Below are 19,777 nucleotides of genomic sequence, written 5' to 3'. Positions count from 1 at the left end.
TTCATAGCTGCTAGCGCTTGCCCAGAAAGGGCTAGAGGCCAAAAACATGCATGAACCGCATGCGCCCGCCGAAAGCGCCATCCAGGGCGATGCCATCTGGGGCGAGTTCCTCGGCCATGCGCGTGCGCGCGCGGCCCAGCCGCTGGCGCTGGAGTCGCGCGGCACCCTGAGCCGCCTCACCGGGCTGGTGCTCGAAGCCGCCGGCCTGCGCGTGCCCGTGGGCTCGCAGTGCCAGGTGCAGATGCCGGGCCAGGAGCCGGTGCTGGCCGAGGTGGTGGGTTTTTCCGACGGGCGCGCCTTTCTCATGCCGGCGGGCGACATCCACGGGCTGTCCAGCGGTGCGCGCGTGACCCCGGCGCAGCCCTACGTGCCGCCGCCGCAGCTCGGCGACACCGAGGTGCCTTCGCTCGCCGTGGGCATGCTGCGCCTGCCGCTGGGCGATGGCCTGCTCGGGCGCGTGGTCGATTCGCAAGGCCAGGTGCTCGACCATGCGGGCCCGCTGCAGCACGTCATGGCCGAGCCCATGGACCGCAGCCCCATCAATGCCATGGAACGCTCGCCGGTGCGCGAGACGCTCGATACCGGCGTGCGCGCCATCAACGCGCTGCTCACCGTGGGGCGCGGCCAGCGCCTGGGCCTGTTCGCGGGCTCCGGCGTGGGCAAGAGCGTGCTGCTGGGCATGATGGCGCGCTACACCCAGGCCGACGTGATCGTGGTCGGCCTGATTGGCGAGCGCGGCCGCGAGGTCAAGGAATTCGTCGAGGACATCCTGGGCGCCGAGGACCGTGGCCGCGCCGTGGTGGTGGCGGCGCCGGCCGACGCGCCGCCGCTGCTGCGCATGCAGGGCGCGGCCTATGCCACGGCGATTGCCGAGCACTTCCGCGACAAGGGCAAGCACGTGCTGCTGCTGATGGATTCGCTCACGCGCTACGCCATGGCACAGCGCGAGATCGCCCTGGCCATCGGCGAGCCGCCGGCCACCAAGGGCTATCCGCCAAGCTGCTTTGCCAAGCTGCCGGGGCTGGTGGAGCGCAGCGGCAACGGCCTCAACGGCGTGGGCTCGATCACGGCGTTCTACACCGTGCTGTCCGAGGGCGACGACCAGCAGGACCCGATCGCCGACGCCGCGCGCGCCATTCTGGACGGCCACATCGTGCTCTCGCGCGCCCTGGCGGAAACCGGCCATTTCCCGGCCATCGACATCGAGCAATCGGCCTCGCGCGTGATGCACAACGTGGTCACGCGCGAGCACTTCGAGATGGCGCGGCAGTTCCGCGCCATCTATTCGCGCTACCAGAAGAGCCGCGACCTGGTGCAGGTGGGCGCGTACATGAGCGGCTCCGACCCGCAGCTCGACGAAGCCATCCGCCTGCAGCCTGCCATGGCGAGCTTTTTGCAGCAAAGCATGTTCGAGGGCGCGACCATGGACGACAGCCTGAACACCATGGCGGCCGTATTGGCGCAATAGCGGGCCTAGGACACCGCCATGTCATCGCTCAACGCCCTGAACGTCGCCGTGGAAGCCGCCACGCGCAAGCGCGATGCCGCGCGCCAGGTGCTGCAGGACATGCAGCGCGTGGCACAGGCCGGGCAGGCGCAGCTGGAGCAGCTCAGCGGCTACGCCCAGGAGACGCAGGGCCGCTGGGGCATGCGCGAGGGCGGCACGGTGCAGCCCGAGGTGATGTACCACCACTACCAGTTCATCGGCAAGCTGGAGCACGCCATCGGGCTGCAGTCGGGCGTGGTGCAGGAGCAGGCGCGGCGCGTGGAGCAGGCGCGCCAGGCGCTGCTGGAGGCGGAACTGCGCCTGACCAGCCTGCGCAAGGTGGTGGAGCGCAAGCAGCATGAATTGGCCATCGCCCAGATGCGCCGGGAACAGAAACAGACCGACGAGCGCGCATCCTTGCGCTTGGCGGCGGCCAACCAGGGGATAGGGCCCCAGGAGTGATGACCATGGAAACCGTACGTACCTCCAGCCCGCAGCAGCACGGCACGCCCGCCGCACAGGGCGCGCGCGCCACGCGCGGCAGCGGCAAGGCCGCGGGAGCCGACACCGCCGGCACCCAGAGCCCGCAGGATGCCTTCGCGGCGTTGCTGGCCGCCCTGGGCGGGGACGATGGGCTGCTGGCGCAGGACGCGGGCTTGCCGCTGGCGGACGACGAAAGTGCCGGGGCGGGCGGCACCGGGCTGGCGCAAGACCCGGCGGGTCTGCTGGGCCAGGGCCAGCAGCAGCCGTGGAATGCCGCAGCGGCGGCCCAGGCCGCGGCTCTGGCGGCGGGTGGCAATGGCGGGGCGGCCCCGGGCGGGGTCGCCCAGGGCGGAGCCCCGCTGCAAGGTGCGGCGGCGGCCTGGAATGCCGTGGCGGCCCTGGGTGCGCAGGCGCCCGACAGCCTGGTGGCGCAGACGGCATCCATCGACAAGGCTGCCGACCTGACACAGGCGGTGGACAACCCGCCAGGGCAGGCGGGGAGCGTGCCGGGCAAGGGCACCGCCGCCCGCTGGATGGGCTGGAACACGGCCATGGCCGCTTCAGGTGCGGCCGCGGCGCAGGCCGTGCCCGCGCACGGCGCCGTGGCCCAGGACAAGAAGGTGGGTACCGATCTGCTGGCTGCCGTGGCGCCGGCAGGCACTGCGGCCGTGGCCCTGTCGGGTACGGAGCGCCGTGACATGCACCCCGGCGCTGGCACGGAGCGCCTGGCAGCCATGCAGGGGGACCCTGCCGCCGCGGCGCTGGCGGCCGGCCAGCAGGATGCTGCGCCGGCATCGTCCGAAGGACGCCAGGGCGCGCGCGAAGGCGGTGCCGGCGACGGGGGCGCGCAGCCCGCGCATGCTGCGGCGGGCGGTACGGAGCAGGTCTTCGAGCCGGGCGCGCTCGCTCCGGATGGCAGTGCCGTGGCAGCGGACGCCACGCAGCAGGCAGTGGATGAGCAGATGGCCGAACAAGTGGCTTTCTGGGTCGACCAGAACAACCAAAGCGCCGAGATGACGCTGGACCGCGACGGCGAGCCCGTGCAGGTGCGTGTGTCGGTGTCGGGCAACGAGGCGCATGTCGTGTTCCGCAGCGACCAGGTGCAAACGCGCGATGCGCTTGATGCCAGCATGGCCCAGTTGCGCGAACTGCTGCAAAGCCAGGGCCTGGTGCTGGCGGGCGCCACGGTGGACAGCTCGGCCAGCGGGAGCGGCCAGCGTGAACCAGGGCAACGCCAGGGTGGCCAGCCTGGGCGGGCCCAGGTGGCGGTGCCGGGTGTGGAGGGGGCCGTGGGCGGCGCGCGCGCGGCAGCGCAGCAGCAGGGACGGCCCGGGCTCGACGTCTTCGTCTGAGGCCGAACCGAACGGCGGTGAAAGCCGTGGTTTGGGGCGTTTATTCTGGCTATTATCGGGCGCACCCCGTCCAATAATGGACACCATGCGGCCCCTGGCTGCCCGCCCCATCGCAAGGAATTCCCACCGTGTCCGACAAAACGCCTGCTGCCGCACCCGCCAAGGAAAAGGCGTCGAGCAAGAAGCTGATCGTGATCGGCGCCATCGTGGCCCTGCTCGTGGTCGTGGGGGGCGTTGCGGCATGGTTCATGCTCGGGCGGCACAGCGGCGAGGAGGAAGAGGGCGCTGCGGCGCCGCGCAAGGCCACCGCCGCCAAGGTGGCGCCGACCTTCATGCCCATCGAGAACATGGTGGTCAACCTGGCCGACCCCGGCGGTGACCGTTTCGCGCAGATCGGCATCACGCTGGAGCTGGAAGATGCCAAGACGGCCGAGCAGGTCAAGCAGTATCTGCCGGCCATCCGCAGCGCCATCCTGATTCTGGTCTCGCAGCGCTCGGCGGAGGAGCTGCTGTCGCGCGACGGCAAGGAGAAGCTGGCCACCGACATTCTGCGCGAGGTGTCGCGCCCCCTGGGCTTCCGCGTGCCGAAGAAGCCGCGCAAGCCCACGCCGGAGGAGCTGGAGGATGGCGAGGAAGAGCAGCCCGCGCGCAGCCGCCAGAGCCAGAACCCGGTGCGTCAGGTGCTGTTCTCCAGCTTCATCATTCAATGAGCCAAACCGCGAAGGGAGCCAGGCATGAGTGACGCTTTTCTGTCCCAGGAAGAAGTCGATGCCCTCTTGGAAGGGGTCACGGGCGAGAGCCAGAAGTCGGTTCAGGAGCAGATCGAGGTTGGCGCGATCCGCAACTACGACATCTCCAGCCAGGAGCGCATCGTCCGCGGGCGCATGCCGACGATGGAAATCGTCAACGAGCGGTTTGCGCGCAACTTCCGCATCGGCTTGTTCAACTTCATCCGCCGCAGCCCCGAGATCTCGGTGGGCACGGTGCAGGTGCAGCGCTACAGCGCCTTCCTGCGCGAGCTGGCGGTGCCGACCAACTTCAACATCGTGGCGATCCGTCCGCTGCGCGGCAATGGCCTGGTGGTGTGCGAGCCCTCGCTGGTGTTCGGCATCATCGACACCCTGTATGGCGGCGTTGGCAAGTTCCAGACCCGCATCGAGGGGCGCGATTTCTCGCCCACCGAGCAGCGCGTCATCAACCGCCTGGTCGACGTGATCGCGGGCGAGTACAAGAAGGCGTGGCAGGGCATCTATCCGGTGGAGCTGTCGTACCAGCGCTCCGAAATGCAGCCGCAGTTCGCCAACATCGCCACGCCGAGCGAAATCGTCGTCTCCACGGCGTTCCAGCTCGAAATCGGCGACCTGGCCGGGGCCATTCACATCTGCATGCCCTACGCCACGCTGGAGCCGATCCGCGACGTGCTGTACTCGACCGTGCAGGGCGACGCGATCGAGGTCGACCGCCGCTGGGTCAAGCTGCTGACGCGCGAGATCCAGGCTGCCGAGGTGACGCTGGTGGCCGAGCTCGCCCGTGCCGACGCCACGGTAGAGCAACTGCTGGCCATGAAGCCGGGCGACTTCATCGAGCTCGATCGCCAGCCGCGCATCCGCGCTGCGATTGGCGGGGTGCCGGTCTTCGAGTGCCAGTACGGGACGCACAACGACAAATACGCCATCCGCATCGAGGAATGCCTGCGTGGCTCCGATATGAGCTGGCTGGGAGAAAAGCATGGCAACTGAAGAAAACAACAACCCCGATGGCGGTGGCGGTGACGATCCGTTCGCCGGCTGGGCCGAGGCGCTGGAAGAGCAGAAAGGCGCCGACGACAAGCAGGCCGCCGCCGCGGCGGCCGACATGGCCGAGCAGGGCGGGCCGTTGTCCGGCGGCGCATCGCGCCCCTTCACTTCCACGGGCGGGGGCGACGTGCCTGTCAGCGACATCAACATGGTGCTGGACATTCCGGTGCAGCTGTCGGTGGAGCTGGGGCGCACCAAGGTGCCGATCAAGTACATCCTGCAACTGGCCCAGGGCTCGGTGGTCGAGCTCGACGCCCTGGCGGGCGAGCCCATGGACGTGCTGGTCAACGGCTACCTGATCGCGCAGGGCGAGGTCGTGGTGGTGAACGACAAGTTCGGTATCCGTCTGACGGACGTGGTGACCCCGTCCGAGCGCCTGCGCCGTGTCAGCCGTGGATAGTTCCGCCATGACCCAGACCCTGGCGGTCGTGGTCCTTTTCGTGGTGGCGATTTCCTTTCTGCCCTGGCTGGTGCGCCGCCTGCAGCTGCGCCAGGCCGGCCTGGGGGGCGGCAGCGCGGGTTCGCGCGTGCTGACCCAGGTCGCCGTGGGGCCGCAACAGCGCGTGGTGACCGTGGAGGTCCAGCACGAGGGGCAGCGCGCGGTGCTCGTGCTCGGGGTGACGGCGCAGCAGATCCAGTGTCTGCACGTGCTGCCCGCGGGCGGCGCGGCAGTGGCGCCGGCCTCCTTCGCCACCGAGATGGCGGCCGCGCAGGCGCTGCCGCACAAGGACGCCCATGCGTAGCGCTGCGCGCTGGGGCCTGGCGGTGCTGCTGGCCGCCACGGCCGGTGCGGCCTGGGCGCAGCAGGGGGGGGCGGGGACGCTGCCGCTCGTGGTCGGCTCAGGCAGCGGCGGCACCAGCTACTCGGTGCCGATCCAGACCTTGCTGTTCTTCACGGCCTTGTCCTTCCTGCCGGCCGTGCTGCTCATGATGACGGGCTTCACGCGCATCGTGATCGTGCTCTCGCTGCTGCGCCAGGCCATGGGGACGCAGTCGGCGCCGCCGAACCAGGTGGTGATCGGGCTGTCCCTGTTCCTGACCTTCTTCGTCATGGGACCGACCTTCGACCGCGTGTACCAGGAGGCCTACCTGCCCTATTCCACCAACGCCCTGGGCTTTGAGCAGGCGGTGGACAAGGCGCAGGCGCCAATGCGCGAATTCATGCTGAAGCAGACCCGGCAGTCGGATTTCGCGCTGTTCGCGCGCCTGGCGAAGCTGGAGCCCGGCGTGACGGTGGAGCGGGCGCCGTTCCGCGTCATCGTGCCAGCCTTCGTCATCAGCGAGCTGAAGACGGCGTTCCAGATCGGCTTCATGATCTTCATCCCGTTCCTGGTCATCGACATGGTGGTCGCCAGCATCCTGATGTCGCTGGGCATGATGATGCTCTCGCCCGTGCTCGTGGCGCTGCCGTTCAAGCTGATGCTGTTCGTGCTGGCCGATGGCTGGAACCTGCTCATCGGTTCGCTGGCGGCGAGCTTCGCCACCTGAAGGAGAAACCGCCATGACTGCGCAAATGGTGCTCACCATCGGCCGCGAGGCCCTCACCCTGCTGCTCATGGTGGCCATGCCCATTCTGGGCACCATCATGGCCGTGGGGCTGCTGGTGAGCGTGTTCCAGGCCGTGACGCAGATCCACGAGGCCACGCTGGCCTTCGTGCCCAAGCTCATCGCGGCCATGGTGGTGTTCGCCATCGCCGGCCCATGGATGCTGACCACGCTGGTGGACTACCTGCGGCGCACCATCGAATCCCTGCCGACGGCGCTGGGCTGACGCGGGCCGGGGAGGGCGCGGCGCATGGTGACGTTTTCCGAGGGCCAGATCATGGCCTGGCTGTCGCCGCTGCTGTGGCCGTTCCTGCGCGTGCTGGCGCTGTTCTCGACGGCGCCGGTGTTCTCGCTGCGTGTGATTCCGACGCGCGCCAAGGTCGGCTTCGCGCTGTTCGTGTCGCTGTGCGCGCAGCCCATGCTGGGGGACCAGCCGGTGATCGGCGTCAACAGCCCCGAGGCGCTGGGCACGGCGGCGCAGCAGGTGGCGGTGGGCATGGCGATGGGGTTTGCCGTGCGCGTGGTGTTCGCAGCGCTGGATCTGGCGGGCGAGTTCATCGGCCTGCAGATGGGGCTGAACTTCGCCGCGTTCTTCGACCCGGCCAGCGGCGGGCAGATCAGCGCCGTGGGGCGTTTCTTCAGCCGCATGGTGCTGCTGCTGTTCGTGGTCAGCAACGGCCACCTGGTGCTGCTCATGGCCGTGGTCAAGAGCTTCGACCATTTCCCGACCGATGGGAATTTCCTGCAGTCGCTGGCGCAGATGCGGCTGTATGAACTGGGCAGTGCGCTGTTTTCCAGCGCCTTCTGGTTGGCGCTGCCCATGATCGCGCTGCTGCTGTTCGTCAACCTCACGCTGGGCATCATCTCGCGCGTGGCGCCGCAGATGAACATCTTCGCCGTGGGTTTTCCGGTCACCCTCACCGTGGGGCTGATGGGCATCGCCGCCACGCTGCCGATGCTGGAGCAGCCGCTGCTGAACCTGCTGCAGCTGGCGATCGAGATCTTTCAAAAACCATAGCTGCCAGCGCTTTCCTGGTAAGGGCTGGAGGCTGATTTGGCCTGAAATCGTTCCTACACCAGCTGATTGCGGATGGCGTAAACGGTGAGCTCCGCGTTGTTGGTGAGCTGGAGTTTTTCCAGCACGCGCGCGCGGTACACGCTCACGGTCTTGGGGCTGAGCATCAGTTCGTCGGCGATGTCCGACAGGCGCTTGCCCGAGGCGATCTTGACCAGCGTCTGCAGCTCGCGCTCGGACAGCGTTTCGTGCGGCATCTCCGGCGTGGGCTCGGCCAGGCTGTTCGCCAGCAGCTGGGCCACTTCGGGCGTGAGGTACTTGCGTCCTTGGGCCAGGGTGTGCACGGCGGCGGCCAGGTGCGTCGGGTCGCCGGCCTTGTTGGCGTAGCCGTGCGCGCCGGCCTTGAGGCAGCGCAGCGCGTACTGATCCTCCGGGTACATCGAGACGATGAGCACCCGGATGCCGGGGTGCGTCTCGCGCAGGCTGGCCAGCACTTCGAGGCCGTTGCGGCCGGGCATGTTGATGTCCAGCAGCAGCACGTCGCAAGGCGCATGGCGCAGCGCTTCGCGCAGCTCGGAGTAGCCGCCGGCCTCGGCGGCGACTTCGATGCCGGGGTCATCGAGTAGGGTGTCGCGGATGCCACGCCGCAGCACGGCATGGTCATCGCACAGCACGACATGGATCACGGGGTGCACTCCTTGGGCGTGGGGTCGGTGGAAGGCGATGGTAGCGGCAGCGAGACGATCACCGAGGTGCCCTGGCCAGGCCGGCTGCTCACGTCCAGCCAGCCACCCACGGTGCGCGCGCGCTCCTGCAGCCCTTTCAGGCCGAAGGCCTTGGGCTTGCCGCGTGCCTCGGCGGCGAAGCCGCAGCCGTCGTCGCTGACCTCCACGGTCAGCACGCCCTCGTGGTCCGACAGGTCGATGCGCACCTGGCGGGCGCTGGCGTACTTGCCGGCATTGGTCAGGGCTTCCTGCGCCGTGCGGTAGGCCACGAGCTGCAGATCGGCGGGCACGTCGATGGACGGGGCACTGCTGCGCAGTTGCACCGCCACGCCGGTGCGCCGCTCAAAATTCTCGGACAGCCACTTCACGGCGGCCACCAGGCCCTGGTCCAGCACCGGCGGGCGCAGGTTCATCATGATGCGCTGGCTGGCGCCAATGGCGTGCTGCAGCATCTCCAGCGCTGCGCTGGTGTGCGCCTGGATGCCGCCCTCGGGCGCGTGGCGCCCGATCCAGGCCAGATCGAACTTGACGGCGGTGAGCGCGCCGCCGATGTCGTCGTGGATCTCGCGTGCGATGGCCGCGCGTTCGGCCTCGATCGAGCGCTGCAAGTGCTCCGTGAGCTCGGCCAGGCGGCGCTCCGACTGGGCCAGCTCGGCGGCGGCCTGCTCGCGCGCCTGGCGCGCCTCGTGCACCTCGATGGCACGTGCCACCACATGGGGCAGGCGGGCGATGTCGTCCTTGAGCAGGTAGTCGCTCAGGCCCAGGCGCATGGCATCGACGGCCGCGGCTTCGCCGATGGCACCCGACAGCAGCACGCAAGGCGGGTGCCCGGGCTGGCGGGCGACGTGCGCCCACACGTCGAGCGCGGTAAAGCCGGGCAGGCGGTAATCGGCCAGAATCAGGTCGAAGGTGTGGAGGTCGAGCTGCTGCAGTGCTTGCAGGCTGTCGATGTGCTCGATATCGAAGCGGGCGCCGCTGCGCTGCAGGGTGATGCGGGCGAGCTGGTGGTCGGCCAGGGAGTCTTCGATGTGCAGAATGCGCCGGAACGTCTCCATGGTGCTGTCACGCGCAACGTTCTAAGGGTCGATCCGGTACTGTATGGCCCATAGGGCGCTATCATAGGATACAACTTGGAACAAAGCCTTCAGGCATTTGCTCCGCGGGAATGGCTGACCGTCGACACGCCCCTCAGCGGGGGAGGAATGATGCAATCTTCGCTAACAACATCTGGAGGGCCAGCGGTTCAGGTGCCAGTCATGGTGGCGGCGGAACTGCAGGACTCCCTGCTCGTCGTCATGCACGACCTGCAGCGGCTGGAAGGATTGCTCAGCCATGCCACCGACAATCTGCTGGAGCGCTTCGGCGAGGCCAATGGCCTGCTGACCGATGGCGTGGTCGGCACGTCGCCCGAACTCGCTGCTGCGCGTGCGGCACTGCGCAGCGCGGTGACGGAGTTGCAGTTTCACGACATGGCGTCGCAATTGATCTGGCATACCACCAAGGTGCTGCAGGGCTGCGCTTTCCGGCTCGCCTCGGAGGCCATGGGCCAGGAGGAGGGCGAGGAAGCCGCTTCCTTCACCGAGATCATGCCCGAGCGTCCCAACCCCGTGACACAGAGTGAAATGGATGCCGGTTCCATCGATCTGTTCTGAGCCTGTCCGCCGTTCCAAACCTATCTATACAAGTCTCGTTGGAGTCCTACATGCTGTCGATTCTCGCTGTTGACGATTCGCCTTCCATGCGCAAGATGGTGAACTTCACCCTCACTGGCGCGGGCTATCGCGTGGTGGAGGCCGTGGACGGCCAGGATGCCCTGGAAAAAGCGGATACCCACGAGGTGGCGCTGGTGCTGGCTGACCAGAACATGCCGCGCCTGGATGGCATCGGCCTGACACGCAAGCTGCGCGAGCACCCGCGCTACAAGACCACGCCCATCCTCATACTCACGACCGAGTCGAGCGACCAGATGAAGCAGGCGGGCAAGGCCGCAGGCGCCACGGGCTGGCTTGTCAAACCATTCGATCCCAATCGCTTGATCGAAGTCATTCAAAAGGTCATTCGCTGAAACGCGAAGGCGAAGAATCCCCGGACACAGCAGGAGCCCAGATGGCGGATACCTATAACGAAGGAGCAGGCGCAGGCGCCGATTTCGACCTGAGCCAGTTCTACCAAATCTTCTTCGAGGAGGCTGGCGAGAACCTCGACCAGATGGAGCAGATGCTGCTCGATCTGGATCTGAGCGCCGCGAACGACGAGGAGCTCAACGGCATCTTCCGCTGCGCCCATTCGATCAAGGGCGGCGCGGCCACGTTCGGGTTTTCCGATGTGGCCGAGCTGACCCACCAGATGGAGTCGCTGCTCGACCGCCTGCGCCGCCATGAGCTGCAGCCGGTTCCCGCCATGGTCGATGTGCTGCTCGATTCCGCCGATGCGTCGCGCAGCCTGCTGGCGCGCCACCAGTCCGGTGGGCAGGGAGAGGCAGTGTCCACGGCCGATCTGGTGCGGCGCATCGCGGAGCTCGCTGCCGGCCAGGCGCCCACGCTTTCAGCACCGGTGCCGCCCGCACCCGCACCCGCGCCAGTGGCGGAGCCCGCGCCCGCCGCGGCTCCAGTGCCTGCGCCTGCTTCCGCCGGTGGTGCGGCGCGGGCGCTGCAGATCCAGATCGGGCCGATGGAACGCATGGAGCAGGCCGACGCCATCAAGGAACTGTTCCGTGACATCGCAGGGCTGGGAACCATCGAGGACCTGCCTGCCACCGTGCCGCAGACGCGCCTGTATGCCGTGCAGACCAGCTCCACGGACGACGACCTCCTCGACCTGTTTGCCTTCCACGTTGCCAAGGAGCAGGTTCAGATCCGTTCCATGGAAGGGGCGGCGCCCGTGGAGCCCGAACCCACCGATGCCACGGTGCAGGCAGTGTCCGAAATGGCCGGTGGCGCGCCTTACGGTTTCTTCCCCGGCGCGCCGGGCGCGCCTGCGGAGCAGCAGGCCGCGACGGCGGCGCAGCCCGTGGCGAATGCGGCGGGTGCCCGCTCCGCGGCACCGCGCACCGGCGATGCCAAGTCCGTGCAGATGGAATCGACCACGATCCGCGTGGACGTGAAAAAGGTGGACCAGCTCATCAACCTGGTGGGCGAATTGGTCATCACCCAGGCCATGCTGGCGCAGAACAGCCAGGGGCTGGACCCTGCGGCGTACCAGCAACTGCTGGCGGGCCTGGCCGATCTGGATCGCAACACCCGCGATTTGCAGGAATCGGTGATGTCCATCCGCATGATTCCGATGTCGATCGTGTTCAGCCGTTTCCCGCGCATGCTGCGTGACGTGGCGAACAAGCTGGGCAAGAAGGTCGATCTGGTGACGTTGGGCGAGGCCACGGAACTGGACAAGGGGCTGGTCGAGAAGATCACCGATCCCCTGACGCACTTGGTGCGCAACAGCGTGGACCACGGTATCGAGGCGCCCGAGGACCGCATCGCCGCAGGCAAGCCGGAGCACGGAACGATCACCCTGTCGGCGTCGCACCAGGGCGGCTCCATCGTCATCGAGGTGCGTGATGACGGCAAGGGCATGTCGCGCGAGAAGATTCTGCGCAAGGCGCGCGAGCGGGGCATGGATGTCTCGGATGCCATGCCTGACAGCGAGGTGTGGCAGCTGATTTTCGCGCCTGGTTTCTCCACCGCCGATGTCGTGACCGACGTGTCTGGGCGCGGCGTGGGCATGGACGTGGTCAAGCGCAATATCGCCGCGCTCAACGGCTCGGTGGAAATCGATTCTGCCGAAGGCTATGGCATGCGCGTGGCCGTGCGCCTGCCGTTGACACTGGCCATCATGGACGGCATGTCCGTGGGTGTGGGCAACGAGGTCTACATCCTGCCGCTGTCCTCGGTGGTCGAATCCTTCCAGGTCAATCCCGATGACGTGAGTACGGTCGCGCAGGGTTCGCAGCTGGTGAAGGTGCGCGACGAGTACATGCCTGTGATTTCGCTGGAGAGGGTGTTCCAGGTGCCGCGCCAGGACCAGGACAAATCCAGCACCATCATGGTGGTGGTCGAGTCCGATGGCAGCCGCATCGCCCTGCTCGTGGACGAACTGCTGGGGCAGCACCAGGTCGTGGTGAAGAACCTTGAAAGCAACTACCGCAAGGTGGCCAACGTGTCCGGGGCCACCATCCTGGGCGATGGCACGGTGGCCTTGATTTTGGATACCAGCAGCCTGGTGCGCCGCGCGCGCCATTGATGACGCATGAATCCCTGCGCCAGGCTATGTGTGGCGCAGGCAGTGACAAGGAGATATGACATGACTGTGGTGACCCAGAGCGCAGAAGTGGCCGCTACCGGCGCACGCGAGTACCTGACGTTCCGGCTCGACCAGGAAGAGTACGGCATCGACATTCTCAAGGTGCAGGAAATCCGGGGCTACGAGCCGCCGACCCGCATTGCCCATGCGCCGGAGTTCATCAAGGGCGTGGTCAACCTGCGCGGCACTATCGTGCCCATCGTGGACATGCGCTTGAAGTTCAACTGTTCCAGGGCGGACTACAACAGCTTCACCGTGGTCATCATCCTGAACCTGCGCAACCGGGTGGTCGGCATCGTGGTCGATTCGGTCAGCGACGTGATGGAGCTGTCGCCCGACAACGTGCGTTCCGCGCCGGACATCGAGAGTGCCATCGACAGCAACTGCATTCTGGGACTTGGCTCGGTCGGGGAGCGCATGCTGATCTTGCTGGACATCGAGAAGCTGATGTCCAGCGTCGACATGGGCCTGGTTGCGGTGGAAGACTGACGTACGCCGTCATGCGCCAGAACCTCGCCTCCGCCCGCACCGACGATGATGCCGATGCCGTCTCGGGCCCGCTGGCCCAGGGGCGTGAATTCGTCTGGACGACCGCTGACTTCGCGCGGGTGCAGTCCCTGATATACCAGCGCGCGGGCATCAGCCTGCACGACGGCAAGCATGCCATGGTCTACAGCCGCCTTTCCCGGCGGCTGCGCGAGACGGGGCACACGAGCTTCAGCGATTACCTCGGGTGGCTGGAAACGCATGATGGACCGGAGTGGCAGGAGTTCGTCAATGCCCTCACCACCAACCTGACGGCTTTTTTCCGCGAACAGCACCATTTCGAGATTTTTGCTGCGCATTTGCGCACCCGTCCCGCGGGCTCCTCGTGGCGTGTCTGGTGCAACGCGGCATCGACAGGCGAGGAACCCTACTCCATCGTCATCACGGCGCTGGAAACCTTGGGGATGAATGCTGCGTTCAAGCTGACGGCGAGCGACATCGACTCCCGTGTGCTGGCCAAGGCGGCAGAGGGTGTGTACCGCCTCGACGGCGCCAAGGGGTTGAGCCAGGAGCGCTTGCAGCGTTTCTTCCTGCGCGGCAAAGGGGCGAATGCGGGAATGATCCGTGCCAAGCCCGAGCTGCGCAAGGCCATCGAGTTCATGAGCGTGAACCTGATCCGTGACGACTGGCCATTCCGTGAGCCTTTCGACGTGGTCTTCTGCCGCAACGTGATGATTTACTTCGATGCGCAGACGCAGCGCCGCGTTCTGGAGCGCATCCATCGTGTGCTCAAGCCCGGCGGCATGCTGTTCGTCGGCCACGCCGAGAATTTCAGCGAATCGCGCGATCTCTTCACCCTGCGCGGAAAGACCGTATATGAGCGCCGCTGATCGTACCAATGCCGGCTCCGCTGGAAGGGCTCCATGACGTCTCTCAACCCTGGCTCGACGCCTTCAACGCCTGCCGCCAGCGCGCTGTCCAGCGGGATGGAGCGCCGACGTGCGCCGCGCATCGCGCCATTGAGTGCCGATATCTATACCCAAGGCAACCGGACCGTGCCTGAGGTGTCGCTGCAGGACCTCAAGGCCCGTGCGCGCAAGCCGGGCGAGGCTTCGTTCTTCTATTTCGACCACCATTTCCAGTTCAACGCGGTCAAGGTGCTGCCGGGCGAGTACTTCGTCTCGGGCGATAACATCGTCATCATGACCGTGCTCGGTTCATGCATTGCCGCGTGCCTGTGGGACAGCCGCGCACGTGTCGGCGGCATGAACCATTTCATGTTGCCCGAGAGCGACTCCACCGATGTGTCGGGGCGCTATGGCTCGTACGCCATGGAACTGCTGATCAACGAAATGCTCAAGCTGGGCGCACGCCGTGAAACCATGCAGGCGAAGATATTCGGTGGCGGCCAGGTCATGGCCAATTTCACGACCATGAACGTGGGCGAGCGCAACACGAGCTTTGTCGTCAACTACCTGCAAACCGAGCGCATCCCCATCGTTTCGGAGGACGTGCTCGACATCTATCCCCGCAAGGTCGTGTTCTTCCCCGCGACGGGCAAGGCCATGGTGAAGCGGCTGGCGCATGCCCATCCCGAAGCGCTGGCCCAGGAAGTGCGCGGCAATGCCGCCACGGTGGCCAAGACCACATCGGGCGGCTCCGTGGATCTGTTTTGAAGCAAGTGGCTAGAGGAAAAATTTGGGAATGAACAAGAAGATCCGGGTCATCGTGGTGGACGACTCTGCCTTGGTGCGCAGTCTGCTGGCCGAAATCATCAACCGCCAACGCGACATGGAGTGCATCGGCACGGCCAACGATCCGCTGGTGGCGCGCGAGATGATCCGTGAGATGAACCCCGACGTGATTACGCTGGACGTGGAAATGCCGCGCATGGACGGCATCGATTTCCTGGGGCGCCTCATGCGCCTGCGGCCCATGCCGGTGGTGATGATCTCGACGCTGACCGAGCGTGGCGCCGAGGTCACCATGCGGGCTTTGGAATTGGGGGCGGTGGATTTCGTCGCCAAGCCGCGCGTGGGGCTGGCCAGCGGGCTGAACGAACTGGCGTCGCAGATCGTGGACAAGATCCGTGTCGCCGCCGTGGCGCGTGTGCACCGGGTCGCGGCGCCGGCCTCCGGTTCGGCTTCCACTGCGGCCGGTGCGCCGGCCGCAGCGGCCATACCGCCGGCGGCGCCTTCGGGCCTGCTGGGCCGCCTGTCGACGGAGAAGATCATCGCGATTGGCGCATCCACCGGTGGCACCGAGGCCATCCGCGAAGTGCTTGTGCGCATGCCGCCGGATTCGCCGGCCATCGTCATCACGCAGCACATGCCGCCCGGCTTCACGACCAGCTTCGCCGCGCGCCTGAACAGCCTGTGCCAGATCACGGTGAAAGAGGCGGTCAACGGCGAGCGGATTCTGCCGGGCCACGCCTATATCGCCCCGGGGGGCACGCAGTTCCACATTGCCCGCAGCGGCGCCAACTATGTCGCCGTGGTCGATGACGCGCCGCCGGTGAATCGCCACAAGCCCTCGGTGGAGGTGCTGTTCAAATCGGTGGCTGCGGTGGCGGGGCGCAATGCCTACGGCGTCATGCTCACGGGCATGGGCGCCGACGGTGCCGTCGCGATGCGCGAGATGAAAGACGCTGGCAGCTACAACTACGTGCAGGACGAGGCCAGTTGCATTGTCTTCGGCATGCCGCGCGAAGCCATTGCCCACGGCGCCGCGGACGAAGTGCTGCCGTTGACGCAGATCGCCGGGGCCTTGGTGACCCGCCTGCGCAGCACGACGGACCGCCTGCATCACCGCATCTGAAGTGAAACTCAGGCGCAGATCAAGCGGGAGCAACCTGGACGGTGTATCCGATTTGTTGTAGTCGCCGAATGAGCCGGTTGGCGGTTTTTTCGGCGTCAGCGCGGTCAAAGTGCGCAGCCCCCAGGTCATGCCATTCGGTGCCATCTTTGAGCATGTGCCATGCAGCGGTGAGCATGGAAGCGGCCACGGCGATGATGGCCTTCTTGGCACCCCGACGGGCTCGGATGCGGTGGAACTGCGCCTGCAGGTAGCTGCCCTTGACCTTAACCGCGGCCCATGCGGCCTGCACCAAGGTGGTCTTGAGCCACACGCCCCCACGGCGCAGCCGTGTGCTACGCCGCTTGCCCGCGCTCTCGTCGCTGCGCGGGCACAGGCAGGCCCATGACAGCAGGTGGCCTGCCGTTGCAAAGCGCGACATGTCGATGCCGATCTCGGCGACCACCACGTTGGCGCTGACCTGACTCAAGCCGGGCATCGTGCTCAGCAACTTGGCGGCTTGTCGAAACGGCTCGAGCCCCAGGCCCACCTCCTTCTCGATGTCGGCAATGGCCTTGTCCAGAGCGTCGATATGGCCCAGGTGCAGCTTGAGCATGAAGCGGTGGTGGGCACGCACGCGCCCGCTCAATGCCTCGACCAACTCGGCTCGGCTGGCCTTGAGGCGGTTGCCCACGACATATGAAGCCAGACGCTGGGGATCGCTGCGGCCGTCAATGAGCGCCTGCAGCACCGCACGCCCACTCTTGCCCAGGATGTCGCTCAGGACGCTGGTGATCTTGATGTTGGCGTCTTCGAGCACCTTCTCGATGCGCTGCACGTGCGAGGCGCGCTCGCGCACGAACTGCTTGCGCGTTCGCGTCAGGGTGCGCAGCTCCTGCACCGCCACCGGCGGCACGAAGCTGGCGCGGATCAAGCCATGAGCCAGCAGATCGGCCAGCCACATCGAATCGTTCACGTCAGTCTTGCGCCCGGGCATGTTCTTCACGTGCGCGGCATTGGCCAGCACCAACTCGAAGTGGCCTTCGAGCACATGCCACACCGGCTTCCAGTACACGCCCGTAGCTTCCATGGCGACGTGCTCGACGCCGAAGGATTCGAGCCAGTCGGCCAGCTCCAGCAGCAGGCCCGAGGTGGTCGTGGCAAAGGTGCGGACCTCTTGCACCAGCGGGCCTGGGCCCGCAATCCGTGCGCAAGCCACTACGCTTTGCTTGTGCACGTCCAGTCCCGCACAGAGCGGATGAATCACGTCCATGATCGCCTCCTCATCAAAGAACAGCAGCGACACCGGCGTGCGACCCACGTCATCGAAGTCTGAAGTGCGTGCTCAGGCACGCCAGTGCCTGGCGACAGTTTGGGGTGCTCGTGAGGCCGCGGGTCCAACTGATACACGGGTTCGGGACACCAAGTACGAACCGACCTCTGTGCCGGACGCCGCACCCAAATTACACCCTCGTTTCATGCGTCGCGGGTGCTGCGACGCAGCATGAAAAACTGATACGGGTTTGCATTCAACCGTATAACTAGGCGGGAAGCCTACGATCAGTGCTGTAGCACGGCAAGGCGAACCAACGACGTTAGACGGTTGAAGGCAAATCCGTATGAGGTGCAGGCCGGCGCTTCATTCCGAGAGCGTGGTCCAGCGCTCCAGCGCTTGCAGCAGCAGCTCCTCGATTTCCGCGTCGCGCTGGTACAGTGCGGCGGCGCGAATGCCATCCTTGGCGTACAGGGTGCCGTCCGCCAGTTCGGTGCGGATGGCCTGCTGCTCCGCCTCCAGGGCAGCAATGTGGCTAGGCAACTGTTCCAGTTCGCGCTGCTCCTTGTAGCTCAGCTTCTTTTTTGATAGCTGCTCGCGCTTGTCTGGCATGGCTTTGGGCTCGATTTTGTTCTCGCTTATGGGTTTACCCATGGTCACTGGCGTGCGGCTGCGCTGGGACTGAGTGAGCCAGTCCTGCACACCGCCTTCGTATTCACGCCAGAGGCCGTCGCCCTCGCAGGCAATCGTGCTGGTGACGACGTTGTCGAGAAAGGCGCGGTCATGGCTCACGAGGAACACGGTGCCGTCATAGGTCTGGAGCAGTTCTTCGAGCAACTCCAGCGTGTCGATGTCGAGGTCGTTGGTCGGCTCGTCGAGCACCAGCACATTCGCAGGACGGGCGAACAGGCGTGCCAGCAGCAGCCGGTTGCGTTCGCCACCCGAGAGGGAGCGTACTGGCGAATGGGCGCGGGCGGGTGAAAACAGGAAGTCACCCAAGTAGCTTTTCACATGCTTGCGCTGGCTGCCAATCTCGATCCATTCGCTGCCGGGGCTGATGAAATCCTCCAGCGTGGCGTCGAGGTCGATGGCGTGGCGCATCTGGTCGAAGTACGCCACCTGCAGGTTGGCACCGCGCCGCACCTGGCCGCTGTCGGGCGACAGTTCCCACAGCACAATCTTGAGAAAGGTGGTCTTGCCTGCGCCGTTGGGGCCGATCAGGCCGACCTTGTCGCCGCGCAGGATGGTGCCTGAGAAATTGTGCACGATCGTCTTGTCGCCGAACGCCTTGTGCACGCCTGCCAGCTCCGCGACGATCTTGCCCTGGTAGCTGCCGCTGGTGCCGGCGTCGATGTCCATCCGCACCCGGCCCAGCGCATCGCGCCGCTCGGCGCGGTTGACGCGCAACTGTTCCAGCCGGTTGATGCGGCTTTGGCTGCGCGTGCGCCGTGCTTCCACGCCTTTGCGGATCCATATCTCTTCCTGCACCAGCAGCTTGTCGGCGCGGGCATTGATGACGGCCTCTTGGGCCAGCTGCTCTTCCTTTTGTAACTGGTACTGGGCGAAATTGCCGGGATAGGAGCGTAACTGGCCGCGATCCAGCTCGACGATGTGTGTGGCCACGCGGTCCAGAAAAGCGCGATCGTGGGTGATGGTGACGACACTGCCCTTGAACCCCAGGAGCAGATCTTCCAGCCACTCGATCGAGTCCAGATCCAGGTGGTTGGTGGGCTCGTCCAGGAGTAGTACATCCGGCCTGGCCACAAGCGCTTGTGCGAGAGCCACCCGCTTGCGGGTGCCGCCCGACAGCGTGCCGACAATCGCCTGCGGCTCAAGGTGCAGGCGGTGCAATGTTTCCTCGACACGCTGTTCCCAATTCCAGGCGTCAGCCGCCTCGATCTGCGACTGCAACGCATCCAGATCCAAGTCTGGTGTGTTGGACAGGTACTGCTCACGCAACGCAATGACCGCAGCCAATCCCGCGGAAGCCGCTTCAAAGATGGTGTGCGTGGGCTCCAGCACAGGCTCCTGGGGAACATAGGCAATGCGCAGGCCTTGCTGCACTTGCAGTACACCATCATCAGGATGTGCCAATCCCCCCAGGATTTTGAGCAAGGATGACTTGCCAGCGCCGTTGCGGCCGATCAGCCCGACGCGCTCATTGGCTTCGAGCGAGAAGCTGGCGTGATCCAGCAGGGCCACATGCCCGAAGGCGAGCTGGGCGTCTAAGAGAGTAATGAGTGCCATATGGGAGCAGGATTATCGAGCTCCGTGGGAGCGAGGCACTTGCGCAGTGCGGTTGTGTTTGTGAAAATTTCGTGAAACCCGTGCTATAGTCACGCCTCTTCGTTGCTGAAGCGCTTGTGCAGACAGGTGGGAGGCGGCGAAGGCGGTAAATCTTCTCTTTGTTTGTTGCGCGGTAAGGTTTTTCTGTGCTATGATCGAAGGCTTCGCTGCTAGAGCTTGATGCTCTGGTGGTGAAAAAGAAGATGGCTTTGAGTTGCGATTGAATGAAAATTCGATG

General features: G+C 66.0%; 21 protein-coding genes. 17 read left to right on the top strand and 4 right to left on the bottom strand.

The genetic code is table 11. The features are described from left to right. Window positions 1–46 precede the first annotated feature (46 nt). The 10 genes from fliI to fliR all read left to right on the top strand — a co-directional run bounded on the left by fliI (window position 47) and on the right by fliR (window position 7,680). Window positions 47–1,468 carry a flagellar protein export ATPase FliI gene (fliI, locus tag YS110_11490; protein ID UJB65322.1) on the top strand — a complete coding sequence of 474 codons (1,422 nt, stop codon included), beginning with the start codon at window positions 47–49 and terminating at the stop codon, window positions 1,466–1,468. Between the two features lie 18 nt (window positions 1,469–1,486). After that, entirely contained in the window at window positions 1,487–1,948 is a 462-nt protein-coding gene (gene fliJ, locus YS110_11485; protein ID UJB65321.1) for a flagellar export protein FliJ, read from the top strand. Window positions 1,949–2,931: 983 nt separating this feature from the next. After that, on the top strand, window positions 2,932–3,321 hold the full coding sequence (locus tag YS110_11480; GenBank protein UJB67434.1) for a flagellar hook-length control protein FliK: 390 nt from the start codon (window positions 2,932–2,934) through the stop codon (window positions 3,319–3,321). A gap of 128 nt (window positions 3,322–3,449) precedes the next feature. Beyond that, on the top strand, window positions 3,450–4,031 hold the full coding sequence (locus tag YS110_11475; GenBank protein UJB65320.1) for a flagellar basal body-associated FliL family protein: 582 nt from the start codon (window positions 3,450–3,452) through the stop codon (window positions 4,029–4,031). A 24-nt stretch (window positions 4,032–4,055) separates the two neighbouring features. Next, a complete protein-coding gene (gene fliM / locus YS110_11470) occupies window positions 4,056–5,060 on the top strand; it encodes a flagellar motor switch protein FliM (GenBank protein ID UJB65319.1) in 1,005 nt (334 codons plus the stop codon). Further along, the gene (gene fliN / locus YS110_11465) at window positions 5,050–5,517 is read left to right on the top strand and encodes a flagellar motor switch protein FliN (GenBank protein UJB65318.1); all 468 of its coding nucleotides are present in this window, start codon (window positions 5,050–5,052) and stop codon (window positions 5,515–5,517) included. Before fliM ends, fliN begins: the two co-directional genes overlap by 11 nt. A gap of 7 nt (window positions 5,518–5,524) precedes the next feature. Beyond that, window positions 5,525–5,860: a flagellar biosynthetic protein FliO gene (locus YS110_11460; protein ID UJB65317.1), complete on the top strand. Its 336-nt coding sequence runs from the start codon at window positions 5,525–5,527 to the stop codon at window positions 5,858–5,860. Further along, the gene (fliP, locus tag YS110_11455) at window positions 5,853–6,605 is read left to right on the top strand and encodes a flagellar type III secretion system pore protein FliP (protein UJB65316.1); all 753 of its coding nucleotides are present in this window, start codon (window positions 5,853–5,855) and stop codon (window positions 6,603–6,605) included. The genes YS110_11460 and fliP overlap by 8 nt, the downstream gene beginning before the upstream one ends. 13 nt (window positions 6,606–6,618) lie before the next feature. Then, window positions 6,619–6,888, top strand: coding sequence for a flagellar biosynthesis protein FliQ (gene fliQ / locus YS110_11450; GenBank protein UJB65315.1), 270 nt, complete (start codon window positions 6,619–6,621; stop codon window positions 6,886–6,888). A 24-nt stretch (window positions 6,889–6,912) separates the two neighbouring features. Next, window positions 6,913–7,680 carry a flagellar biosynthetic protein FliR gene (gene fliR / locus YS110_11445; GenBank protein UJB65314.1) on the top strand — a complete coding sequence of 256 codons (768 nt, stop codon included), beginning with the start codon at window positions 6,913–6,915 and terminating at the stop codon, window positions 7,678–7,680. Between the two features lie 53 nt (window positions 7,681–7,733). On the opposite strand, the gene YS110_11440 is transcribed toward fliR, so the two are convergent. After that, window positions 7,734–8,363, bottom strand: a complete 630-nt coding sequence (locus YS110_11440; GenBank protein ID UJB65313.1) for a response regulator transcription factor — start codon at window positions 8,361–8,363, stop codon at window positions 7,734–7,736. Then, entirely contained in the window at window positions 8,360–9,457 is a 1,098-nt protein-coding gene (locus tag YS110_11435; protein UJB65312.1) for a response regulator, read from the bottom strand. The genes YS110_11440 and YS110_11435 overlap by 4 nt, the downstream gene beginning before the upstream one ends. A gap of 150 nt (window positions 9,458–9,607) precedes the next feature. Between YS110_11435 and YS110_11430 the strand changes: the two genes are divergently transcribed. From YS110_11430 to YS110_11400, 7 genes are read left to right on the top strand one after another with little or no spacing between them, the layout of a single operon-like run. After that, window positions 9,608–10,054: a hypothetical protein gene (locus tag YS110_11430; protein UJB67433.1), complete on the top strand. Its 447-nt coding sequence runs from the start codon at window positions 9,608–9,610 to the stop codon at window positions 10,052–10,054. A gap of 50 nt (window positions 10,055–10,104) precedes the next feature. Next, window positions 10,105–10,467, top strand: a complete 363-nt coding sequence (locus YS110_11425) for a response regulator (GenBank protein ID UJB65311.1) — start codon at window positions 10,105–10,107, stop codon at window positions 10,465–10,467. Between the two features lie 41 nt (window positions 10,468–10,508). After that, complete coding sequence (locus tag YS110_11420; GenBank protein UJB65310.1) at window positions 10,509–12,641, top strand: chemotaxis protein CheW; 2,133 nt, start codon at window positions 10,509–10,511, stop codon at window positions 12,639–12,641. Window positions 12,642–12,701: 60 nt separating this feature from the next. Then, window positions 12,702–13,190, top strand: coding sequence for a chemotaxis protein CheW (locus tag YS110_11415; protein ID UJB65309.1), 489 nt, complete (start codon window positions 12,702–12,704; stop codon window positions 13,188–13,190). A gap of 11 nt (window positions 13,191–13,201) precedes the next feature. Further along, window positions 13,202–14,077, top strand: a complete 876-nt coding sequence (locus YS110_11410) for a methyltransferase domain-containing protein (protein UJB65308.1) — start codon at window positions 13,202–13,204, stop codon at window positions 14,075–14,077. A gap of 33 nt (window positions 14,078–14,110) precedes the next feature. Continuing rightward, entirely contained in the window at window positions 14,111–14,863 is a 753-nt protein-coding gene (gene cheD / locus YS110_11405; protein ID UJB65307.1) for a chemoreceptor glutamine deamidase CheD, read from the top strand. A gap of 28 nt (window positions 14,864–14,891) precedes the next feature. After that, window positions 14,892–16,004 carry a chemotaxis response regulator protein-glutamate methylesterase gene (locus YS110_11400; GenBank protein UJB65306.1) on the top strand — a complete coding sequence of 371 codons (1,113 nt, stop codon included), beginning with the start codon at window positions 14,892–14,894 and terminating at the stop codon, window positions 16,002–16,004. Window positions 16,005–16,023: 19 nt separating this feature from the next. Here YS110_11400 and YS110_11395 read toward each other — a convergent pair whose 3' ends face one another. Together YS110_11395 and YS110_11390 are read right to left on the bottom strand one after the other, a co-directional pair. Then, on the bottom strand, window positions 16,024–17,253 hold the full coding sequence (locus tag YS110_11395) for an IS110 family transposase (protein ID UJB67432.1): 1,230 nt from the start codon (window positions 17,251–17,253) through the stop codon (window positions 16,024–16,026). A 366-nt stretch (window positions 17,254–17,619) separates the two neighbouring features. Continuing rightward, window positions 17,620–19,500, bottom strand: a complete 1,881-nt coding sequence (locus tag YS110_11390; protein UJB65305.1) for an ATP-binding cassette domain-containing protein — start codon at window positions 19,498–19,500, stop codon at window positions 17,620–17,622. Window positions 19,501–19,777: the final 277 nt, after the last annotated feature.

Origin of the sequence: Acidovorax sp. YS12 (assembly GCA_021496925.1) — a bacterium.
Classification (GTDB): domain Bacteria; phylum Pseudomonadota; class Gammaproteobacteria; order Burkholderiales; family Burkholderiaceae_C; genus Paenacidovorax.
Note: the sequence above shows the minus strand (reverse complement) of the source record. Positions and strands in the feature narration are given on the sequence as shown.